The 6,271-nt window shown below is 49.9% G+C and carries 4 protein-coding genes; 3 read left to right on the top strand and 1 reads right to left on the bottom strand.

Features of this window, described 5'->3' with window-relative positions:
* The 3 genes from L691_RS0107850 to rlmN form a co-directional block, all read left to right on the top strand.
* Positions 1 to 629, top strand: a 629-nt coding sequence (locus L691_RS0107850) for an ABC transporter permease (protein ID WP_025689838.1), incomplete at its 5' end; no start/stop codon positions are given.
* Positions 630 to 793: 164 nt separating this feature from the next.
* Positions 794 to 3,169, top strand: coding sequence for an S-layer homology domain-containing protein (locus L691_RS0107855; RefSeq protein WP_025689839.1), 2,376 nt, complete (start codon positions 794 to 796; stop codon positions 3,167 to 3,169).
* A gap of 183 nt (positions 3,170 to 3,352) precedes the next feature.
* Positions 3,353 to 4,420, top strand: a complete 1,068-nt coding sequence (gene rlmN / locus L691_RS0107860) for a 23S rRNA (adenine(2503)-C(2))-methyltransferase RlmN (RefSeq protein WP_025689840.1) — start codon at positions 3,353 to 3,355, stop codon at positions 4,418 to 4,420.
* A gap of 190 nt (positions 4,421 to 4,610) precedes the next feature.
* On the opposite strand, the gene L691_RS0107865 is transcribed toward rlmN, so the two are convergent.
* Positions 4,611 to 5,441, bottom strand: a complete 831-nt coding sequence (locus tag L691_RS0107865) for a TerC family protein (RefSeq protein ID WP_025689841.1) — start codon at positions 5,439 to 5,441, stop codon at positions 4,611 to 4,613.
* Positions 5,442 to 6,271: the final 830 nt, after the last annotated feature.

Raw genomic sequence — 6,271 nt, forward strand, 5'->3', positions numbered from 1 at the left:
TGTTATTCCTTATTTTGGGTAATCAACAGGCGTGCTGCCTGAATATCGGATACAGCCTGTACCGCGTATTTGCCGGAATGCTGCTGGCGCTTCTGCTCGGCCTGCTGCTCGGCCTTCTCATGGGGCGTTCAAAGTTTTGGAACAGACTGCTCGACCCTGTCGTCTATCTGACGTATCCCGTTCCCAAAATCGCCCTGCTGCCCGTCGTCATGCTGTTTTTCGGACTGGGGGAAATCTCCAAAATACTAATGATCATGCTGATTTTGATCTTTCAGATCATTATCTCCGTACGCGACGGTGTAAAGGCGATCCCTGGCAGCGCCTACGAGGTACTGTCCAGCATCGGAGCAACCGCACTGCATAAATTTTGGCATGTGACGCTGCCTGGGGCGCTGTCGGTCATTCTCAGCACGGTCCGTATTTCACTCGGTACCGCCATTTCAGTGCTGTTTTTTACCGAGATTTACGGAACGGAGCATGGAATGGGCTTTTTCATTATGGATTCATGGCAGCGTTTGGACTACCCCGGAATGTACGCGGGGATACTGCTGTTCAGTCTTGTTGGCTTTATTCTTTTTTTGCTGGTTGATGTGCTGGATCGTATCTTTATGAAATGGCGGAGGTCCTGATCGCGATCCAAGGCCGTACTTTGCGAATTGCACCATCTCGATAAGCCTTCTTTTGCCTGATGACGGGTGATAGAAGGTTTTTTCTGTGAACAAGAGATATTTGATATGGAAAATAAATGAAGATATCTTTATAATTACAAGAATTTAAAAAGGAGGATGAGACTTTGAGGAAAAAGCATACCCGTACGCCAGGCTTCACGGTAAAATCCGCATTAACCGGAATGGTGGCATTCACTCTTGCGATGCCGGCAGGATTGGCCGCTGCTGCCTCTTCTTCCGGTACCATCGTAGCCCAGCCCGTCTCTTACAAGGTGGCTGCGGACAAAGCCCAGAATACTGCGGAATCAGCGAAGGCAGCTGAAGCAGACCCTGCCAAGGCCAAGTTTTCGAAAGAGCAGGCGATTTCCAAGCTGAGAGAGTTATTACCCATTTTGGCTGATGCGGAAGTATCGAGTGTAGAACTGGGTGTTAGCAATATGTATCCCGCACCATCCAATCAGATGATATGGAACATTCAATGGAATTACCGGAAGGGAAACGGCAACTATGGCATTAGCAGCCAGGTGGATGCCGCTAACGGAGATTTGATCAGTTCATCTCTCTATTTTCCGGACCGGCAGCAGAACCAAAGCTATTATCCACCCGAGATCACTAGGGAACAGGCGCTGGAGAAAGCCAAGGTTTTTATCTCCAAAGCGGTCCCCTCTCTTTCGATTAACGATTTGGAACTGCAGGATGGCAATGATTATTTGAGTAATCCCGCACTTTTCGGTCCCGTACAATACGGATTTACTTTTAACGTTGCAAAGAACGGCATCACTTCCCCATTTGAAAATGTCACCGTGGTTGTCGACGCGGACGGCAGTGTAAGACAGTTCAACAAATCACCGGAGCATTGGGACTACCCGGCGGCTGCCGCGTCGATCACGCAGACCAAGGCGGAGCAGACGTTCAGTGACCAGTTTGACGTGGAGCTTGCTTATATGCCTGTCTATAAGAATAGCGGCAGCAACAGCTGGATCTTGGGCTGGCGGCCGACCGAGCGGGCACTGTATACTATCGATGCCCTTACGGGTGATCGTCTGGATACCTTTGGCGCGGAAAGCACGGTCACAGCCTCCGTATACAGTGATGTTCCTCAGGCCACAAGCCGCTTTACTCCCAGAACGGCCGCCACAGAAATGACGAGCGATGAAGCGGCCAAGCGGGTGAAGCAGATCGTTTCCATTCCTGCAGCGAGAAAGCTGGTATCCAGTTCGCTTGGTAACGATTATGCGGATACGGGCCGGAAGGTTTGGAGGCTGAACTGGACGGATAACTCGTCTCTCAGCGCCGGTTTCCCCTCTCAAACTTACGCCGAAATTGACGCTGTTACCGGAGAAATTCTGAGTATCCATGAAAATCAATATCCAGTCCCGCCTGCCGCTCAGGAAGCGAACAACCCGAAGGGCAAGGAAGCTAACGCGACGCTGCAGCAGGCCAAGAATAAAGCGCTCGCCTTGATTAACCTTCTGTATCCTAACGCCTCCGGCAATCTGAAGCTGGTCGAGGGGGGAAATACCGCCGGCGAAGGCGCGGGCTTCACCTTCCGATTCCTTCGCTTCTATAAAGGGATTCCGGTTAGCGATGGCGGTCTGACGCTTGGGATCGACCATACCGGAGCACTTAAGACCTATATCGTTCCTCGGACATCGGACCTTGGAAAAGCGGGGGTCGACCTGTCCGCAGTGAAGGTTACGAAGGCAGAGGCGCGGACTCAGATTTTTGACCGCTATAAGGTGAAGCTGCAGTATGGAAGCTTCGGAGGCTACGCCATTGCCGGTTACACTAAGCCGAAGATCAAGCTTGTATATTCGCCCGTACTTGAAGATTCCGCCAACGTCCCGCAAGTCATTGATGCGGTTACCGGCAAACTGACCTCACAGTATCAGGTGCCCGGCAAATTGCAGAAAGCAGCCTCCGCTTCCGACATTCAAGGACATTCGGCCGAGCAGGCGCTATCGACATTGGTGAAATACAATATTCTCGTGCCGGATCAGGATGGTAAAGTGAATCCCGATTCCGAGATTACCGCCGGAGACTGGCTGACTTGGATATCCAAGGCGGTTGCGCCTTATTTTGAGGGCTATAATAACGGAACCGAACCAAAGCCGGTAGCTGGCGTCAGTCCGGAAAGCCCGTATTATAATGCGGTTTCCTACGCTGTGCAGAACCAGTGGATTGATCCAGGCAGCACATTCCAGCCGGACGCCAAGCTGACACGCGAAGGTTTTGCGGTGCTCTTGGCTTCCATTGTCAAATACAACAAGATCTCAGCTTTCTTGCAGGCTGATCCGGCCTTGGCCCAATTTGGGGACGCGGACTCGATCACCCGCAAGGGCGAAGTTGCGGTCGCTGTGAAGCTTGGCCTTCTCCAGGGAGAGAACGGCAAGTTTAATCCGGCTGACACCGTAACCAAGGCCGAGGCGGCCACGGTAATGCTGAAGCTGGTGGAACTCCAGGGCAAGACGGATCAGGCTATCGGGCAGCCTATTTACTAAGTACAGCAAGTGTAAAGCTCTAAGCTGTTCAGCGGAGGGAATTCGCCTTCGCCGGACGGCTTTTTTCTATAAGAATCCTCTTGTTTTAATTAAAAAAATTTGGGACAATAAGATACGATTACGGCTTATGCAGCCGCATATTGAATGACGGGCTTTGCGGAAGCCTTGAAAAGAGGATAAATCATGAGCAAAACTTCCATCTATGGATTGACCTTTGATCAGCTGGCGGCATGGCTGCTTGAGCGCGGACACCGTAAATTCCGGGCTCTGCAGGTGTGGGATTGGCTGTATATAAAGCGGGTAACGGATTTTTCGCAAATGGAAGATGTGCATCCGGACGCCCTGCGGCAGCTGGACGAGCATTTTTCCATCCGGACCTTGACCGAGCATGTAAAGCAGGAGTCGATAGACGGCACGGTTAAATTTCTGTTCCGGCTGCCGGACGGGAATTTGATCGAGACGGTATTGATGCGGCAAAAATACGGGCTGGCCGTTTGTGTAACGACCCAGGTCGGCTGCAATATCGGGTGCAGCTTCTGTGCAAGCGGGCTGTTGTCCAAGAGCCGGGATTTGAGTTCCGGGGAGATTGTGGGGCAGATCATGCAGGTGCAGTTGTATCTGGACCGTATGGGTAAGGGAGAAGCGGTAAGCCACATTGTCGTCATGGGCATTGGAGAGCCGTTTGACAACTTCGAGAATATGGTAGATTTTCTGCTGATAATCAAGGATCAGAAGGGGCTGAACATCGCCGGACGGCATATCACCGTCTCGACCAGCGGTCTTGCGGACAAAATTATTGAATTTGCGGACCGCAACCTTCAGGTAAATCTGGCTATTTCCCTGCATGCGCCGAATAATGAGCTTCGCACCCGCATCATGAAGATCAACCGTGCCATTCCGATCGAGAAGCTGCTGCATGCGCTTGAGTACTATTTGGAGAAGACGAAGCGGAGAACGACGCTAGAGTATATCTTGCTGCGGGATGTGAACGATCAAAAGGAACATGCTCTTGAGCTGGCCAAGCTGATTGCCGATTATGGCCCGCACGTTAACGTGAACCTGATTCCGTATAATCCGGTGGATGAGCACAGCCAGTATCAGCGCAGCGACCGGGAGACGGTACGGGCTTTCTTCGATACGCTGAAAAAACAGGGTGTGAGCGTCAGCACCCGTCTGGAGCAGGGAACGGACATTGATGCGGCCTGCGGACAACTGCGCAGTAAGCAGATTAAAGCATCGGCACTGGGATAAGGTTTTCATAGGGTCCAGCGAGTTGAAACAACTCACGTATATATCACACGCACCTCACATCTTCTGGTTTATAGATGAATTCCTTCCATATAGGGGTTTATCTAAATTATAGGGTTATTTAATAAACAAGCCCGTTTACGCTTATTACGGCGAAAACGGGCTGTTTTTGTCGACTAATTTTGAAAGTCTGTTATTTACCAAGCTGCTTATCCAATTCGCGAACCGGATTTACACCTTTGTTCTCTTCGGCAGTATGCTTGCTCATGAACCAGCCGATGGCGGCGATGAGGACAAGGACGATATAGAATGTCGCCTTCCACAAGGTACTGTGCGCGAAATCCTCGGATAATATACCGAGCGAAGGATGCGCAAGTGTAATGACAGCCAGCTTGACGCCAACCCAGCCGACGATAACGAAGGCTGCGACCTCAAGTCCCGGACGGGAATGAAGGAGCTTGACGAAGAAAGAGGCGGCAAAGCGCATGATAACAAGTCCGATAAACCCCCCGGCAAAAATAACGAGGAACACGCCACCGTCGAGCCCGCCGATTGCGGGAAGACCGCTTGGCGGAAGCGCAACGGCCAGAGCGACCGCAGCAAGAATCGAGTCGACGGCAAAGGCGATGTCCGCCAGTTCCACCTTGAAGACAGTCAGCCAGAAACCGCCTTTCTTTTTGTCAGCGTCTTCCTTTGCGCCGCTTTCTGCGGCTTCTTCCGTTAGCGGCTTCTTCGAAGCAATGATTTTACGGATGATGTGGTTGGCCGCGATAAAGAGCAGATAAAGCGCTCCGATCGCCTGCACCTGCCAGATGTCCACCAGGAACGAAATGACGAACAGCGAGCCGAACCTGAAGATGAATGCCCCGAACAGCCCGTAAAAGAGCGCCCTTTTCCTCGTCTCCTCAGGAAGGTGTTTCACCATGATTGCCAGCACCAGTGCATTGTCCGCGGCGAGCAGCCCTTCCAGCCCCACAAGAACAAGCAGTACCCAGCCATACTCTAATAGTAATCCAAAATCCATTGTTGTTACCTCCCTCGCGTTTATAATGACCCAAAAGTATATAAAAAAGACCTTTACCAAACAGATTGAATTCAAAAAAAGAATCAATCTGAATGGTAAAGGTCTCGCTAACAATATGATATTGCCAATAAAGCCGGAGAAACGCTTACGTTCTCGTACTGACGACTTTATTTATCAGCTACTCCCCTTTACGGGATATTCGGTTTACTTAGTTTATGCCTAGAAAGATCATATATTAGTTGAGAAACATTGTCAACAGCGGGGAATTTCAATCATCCTCTCTATAATTTAGAGTTTATTTCACTAGAATCGACATTCCTTTTGTCAGAACAAGGGGATACATGTAGAGAATTCTTTCAGTTAAGCCACTGTAAAAGGGGGGTAAAATGACATTGATTTTCAATGAAAACGGGATATGAAAACGTAAACATGGGACGTGAATGTTATATAATCTAACATATGATTTGACGAAACTGCAAACACGTGGAAATACCTTAAATTTTCTTGTTTACACTAATTGACGATATACGGGATTGAAAATATGATGAGTGTACAACAAAGCTCTCCAAGCAAGGTTGAGGTCAGGAAAACTGACATGTCGGATGTAGATTAACTAACAAATAACCTACTTGGATCTCACCCTAGGAACCCGGTTGTGAAACATTGAACAACTGACGCTCCGCAAAACTTAGGCGCATGCTTCCGACACGGAGAATGATGCGAAGTATGCGCAAGGGAGTACAACTCCTCAATTACTTTAAGGAGGTGGGAAAAATGAAGCCGCAGCCGACGTCGTGTTCAACAAGTGCAGCAGAGGACGATATCAGTCG

This window comes from Paenibacillus zanthoxyli JH29 (genome assembly GCF_000520715.1).
Lineage (GTDB): Bacteria > Bacillota > Bacilli > Paenibacillales > Paenibacillaceae > Paenibacillus_AQ > Paenibacillus_AQ zanthoxyli.